This window comes from Paenibacillus sp. OT2-17, assembly GCF_009827695.1.
Taxonomy (GTDB): domain Bacteria; phylum Bacillota; class Bacilli; order Paenibacillales; family Paenibacillaceae; genus Paenibacillus; species Paenibacillus polymyxa_B.
In genome coordinates, this window is the sequence record NZ_WUDQ01000408.1 from 1 (window position 1) to 3,386 (window position 3,386).

General features: G+C 46.7%; 5 protein-coding genes. 4 read left to right on the forward strand and 1 reads right to left on the reverse strand.

The features are described 5' to 3' along the window. The first annotated feature begins 227 nt into the window (after nt 1–227). Together GRP75_RS22105 and GRP75_RS22110 are read left to right on the forward strand one after the other, a co-directional pair. Entirely contained in the window at nt 228–983 is a 756-nt protein-coding gene (locus GRP75_RS22105) for a threonine/serine exporter family protein (protein ID WP_160790369.1), read from the forward strand. Between the two features lie 20 nt (nt 984–1,003). Then, nucleotides 1,004–1,438, forward strand: coding sequence for a threonine/serine exporter family protein (locus GRP75_RS22110; RefSeq protein ID WP_068939941.1), 435 nt, complete (start codon nt 1,004–1,006; stop codon nt 1,436–1,438). A 121-nt stretch (nt 1,439–1,559) separates the two neighbouring features. Here GRP75_RS22110 and GRP75_RS22115 read toward each other — a convergent pair whose 3' ends face one another. Further along, a complete protein-coding gene (locus GRP75_RS22115; RefSeq protein ID WP_160790370.1) occupies nt 1,560–2,072 on the reverse strand; it encodes a GNAT family N-acetyltransferase in 513 nt (170 codons plus the stop codon). Between the two features lie 203 nt (nt 2,073–2,275). Between GRP75_RS22115 and GRP75_RS22120 the strand changes: the two genes are divergently transcribed. Both GRP75_RS22120 and GRP75_RS22125 read left to right on the forward strand, forming a co-directional pair. Then, nucleotides 2,276–3,004 (forward strand): MBL fold metallo-hydrolase, encoded by a 729-nt coding sequence (locus tag GRP75_RS22120; RefSeq protein WP_160790371.1) that lies wholly within the window; start codon nt 2,276–2,278, stop codon nt 3,002–3,004. Nucleotides 3,005–3,076: 72 nt separating this feature from the next. Further along, nucleotides 3,077–3,386 (forward strand): aminopeptidase P family N-terminal domain-containing protein (locus GRP75_RS22125; RefSeq protein ID WP_202404257.1); only part of this gene is annotated, 310 nt, incomplete at its 3' end.

Here is a 3,386-nt window from a genome sequence, read left to right on the forward strand (position 1 = left end):
CAGACAGACCCATCACCTTAAGCTGTCCAGCTTAAGGTGATGGGTCTGTCTGAGGCCGCAACATATCTGGAAGAGTCCTACTATACCGTTATTCCTGATATGATAGAATCTTGACGAAATCCTTGGCTTCCGCCTAACATGACCGCCTCTGAAAAGGCGGCTTTTTGTGCTACAATAAATGAAAATAATAGGGTCGAACGGCCCGGTACGAATGAAAGAGAGCGAGTATGAATAATCATTCCTATCCTACTCCTGAAATCATTGAGGTTTGTCTGTTGGCGGGCAAACTGATGATGCAAAATGGAGCCGAAACCTATCGTGTTGAAGACACGATGTCCCGCATTGCTTCGGCCTATGGCATATCCCAGTCCCATAGCTATGTAACACCAACTGGGATTTTTTTTGCCATTAATGACTCGGAGCCTGCCAAGCTCATCCGCATCGTAGAGCGGACCACCGATTTGCACAAGGTGACAGAGGTCAATTCCATTTCACGTAAAATCAGCACAGGTGATTTGTCTCCTCGCGCTGCCGTCAAGGAGCTTTCGGAGATTGAACGTGGCCCCCTCCGCTATTCCAACCGTGTACAGCTGATGGCTGCTGCGTTGGCCAGCGGTTGCTTTATGATCATGTTTGGTGGAGTCTGGCGAGATTTCCCCGCAGCTGTGTTATGCGGAGGTATCGGATTGGCAGCTGTACAGTATTTTCACAGGCTCGTTAAGGTTAAGTTTTTCTCAGAGTTTTCTGCATCTTTTCTAATCGGCTTGCTGGCGGCTCTATTAACGATAGTAGGCTGGGGACAGATGATGGATAAAATTATTATTGGCTCTGTCATGCCACTGGTTCCAGGCTTGTTAATTACAAATGCCATCCGTGATTTAATGTCCGGGCACCTTGTTTCGGGTCTTTCCAAGGGAGCCGATGCTTGCCTGACGTCTTTCGGCATTGGAGCTGGCGTTGCGGTTATCATTTCTTATATGTGATTCGGAGGAGATTCAAGTCTATGCTTGCACAATTATTCACAAGCTTTATTGCCACCGCTGCTTTCGGCATACTTTTCCATGCCCCCCGGCGTTCACTACTGCAATGCGGTTTTGTTGGTATGCTAGGCTGGCTTGTCTATTATTCAACCACGGACAGCATGGGACCTGTGAGTGCCAGCCTTTTGGCAACGATTCTCATCGGCATCGTCAGTCAAGGCTTTGCGCGGCTGTACAAAATGCCTGTGATTATTTTCAGTGTGGCAGGCATGATTCCGCTCGTTCCAGGGGGAATGGCCTATAATGCCATGCGCCAGTTCGTACAACAACATTATCCTCAGGCACTGGAGCTGGCCATGAGCACGCTGATGATCGCAGGTGCTATTGCTGTCGGTTTAGTGCTGTCTGAGGTGCTTAATCAAATTTTTCACAACATACGTTTTAGACCTCAGCGTTAAAAGCGATGAAAATAGCAAAATAAAAGAGGCTGCTCCCAAAATCATCCGCAGTGTATGAGACGATTTTGGAAACAGCCTTTTTCTGTACACATTACAAAAAATATTTAACTGTCATAAGCTATTATTCATCCACTCGCTTGCCCAATATCGCTAAATCTCGCTCTATGCTGTCGAGCACAGCTACACGCGGATAGTATCCCCATTGCTCAAAACCAAACTTCCGCAGCAGCCCAATACTTGGCTCATTATGACCAAAAACAAATCCCAACAACGTTGTAATCCCCAGTCTCGGACATTCATTTAGCAAGTGCTGTACCAGTCGACTCCCTGCTCCGGTTCCACGAGAATCCTCATGGACGTATATGCTAATTTCTGCTGTACCGTTATAAGCTGGACGCCCATAAAAGGACTGAAGGCTGGCCCATCCGGCAATTGCACCCTTTTGTTTTAATACCCACAAAGGCCGATGGTTCTCCTGATGAGCCTCAAACCATGGAATGCGGCTCTCCACTGTCACCGGTTCCAGATCTGCCGTGACCATTCGTCCTGCGATCGTAGAATTATAAATGTCCACAATATCGGGAAGATCCTCTTTGCACGCAAATTCAATGGAAAAAGATTGGTCCTGATTCATTCTTCGTATCCGCCTCCTATTGTGTGATTTATTTATTGTACAAGACAAGCGCCCGATCAGCCATATCGAGTTGTTTTGCGGATTAGTCCCAAAGGGTTTTATAATAGAGCTTGAAGATAAGGAAAAATAAAAACGGGGAAAGCGATTTAACACGATGAGACGGGAGGTATGTTTCGGAGTCAGGGATTCTGAAGCAGCTTAATATGAATATTGGAAATCAACTCTTGATTTTGAAAGTACCTATGGAATCTTTTTTTGGAAAAACGACTATTTATCCTGTACTGCTCAAGGACGAGGATGGACTTACACTGATTGACACGGGAATGCTCGGCCAATTGGAGCCATTACGCAAGGCTATCTCAGATGTGGGTGAGGATATCAGCCGCGTGAAAAGAATTATTTTAACACATCAGGATATTGACCATATCGGAAATGTTCATGCACTGCTGGATCTGCTGCCGAATACTGCCCTGTTAGCCCATAAGGATGACGTTCCTTACATGACAGGAGAGCGACCGTTTGTGAAGCTGACGCCCGAACGGATTAAACAAATGGATACTGTGCTTAAGCAGCAAGCAGAGGATATGATTCGCCGCCTACCAGATTTGCGCTTTGCTCATATTCTTGAGGACGGTGAGCATCTGCCTTATGGTGGGGGCATACAGATTATTCATACACCCGGTCACACGCCCGGGCATATAAGCTTGTATGTGCCCGCACAAGAGCTACTATTGGCAGCAGATGAACTGCTGGTAGTCGAAGGTGAACTGGTCGGTCCTGCAGAGTCGGCTACGCCGGATATGCCGCTGGCCCTGAAGAGCCTCGATAAACTAACTGTATTGGATGTCGAGAAGGTACTCTGCTACCATGGTGGTTACTATGATCAGAATGTACAGGCACGACTGCAAACATTATGTCAGGAAAGAGAATAAGTCATTCAATGCTATAAATAATTATGTATGAAGAGCTATAATGAATAAATAGACAGAAAGGAATGAGACTTTATGAATGAGAAAATAACCCGACTGTATGATGAACTGAAGTCACAGTCTTGGGACGGCATGCTTGTGACCGATCCTAAACATATTTACTATCTGACGGGCTTTGCCAGTGATCCGCATGAGCGTTTTCTGGGTCTGGTGTTGCTTCGGGACCAAGAACCAGAACTGATCGTACCCGCCCTGGATGCAGAAGCCGCCCAAGCTGCTTCTTCTGTGACTCGTATATCCACCCACACCGATACGGACAATCCATATGATCTGCTGCGTCAACGTACAGGCACCGGTGTGAAAGCATTCGCGCTGGAAAAGGAGC

Bases quoted from the DNA above. Each gene is read 5' to 3' on its own strand.
- GRP75_RS22110 (WP_068939941.1), top strand. From the start codon at position 1,004: ATGCTTGCACAATTATTCACAAGCTTTATTGCCACCGCTGCTTTCGGC.
- GRP75_RS22120 (WP_160790371.1), top strand. From the start codon at position 2,276: ATGAATATTGGAAATCAACTCTTGATTTTGAAAGTACCTATGGAATCT.
- GRP75_RS22115 (WP_160790370.1), bottom strand. From the start codon at position 2,072: ATGAATCAGGACCAATCTTTTTCCATTGAATTTGCGTGCAAAGAGGAT.
- GRP75_RS22105 (WP_160790369.1), top strand. From the start codon at position 228: ATGAATAATCATTCCTATCCTACTCCTGAAATCATTGAGGTTTGTCTG.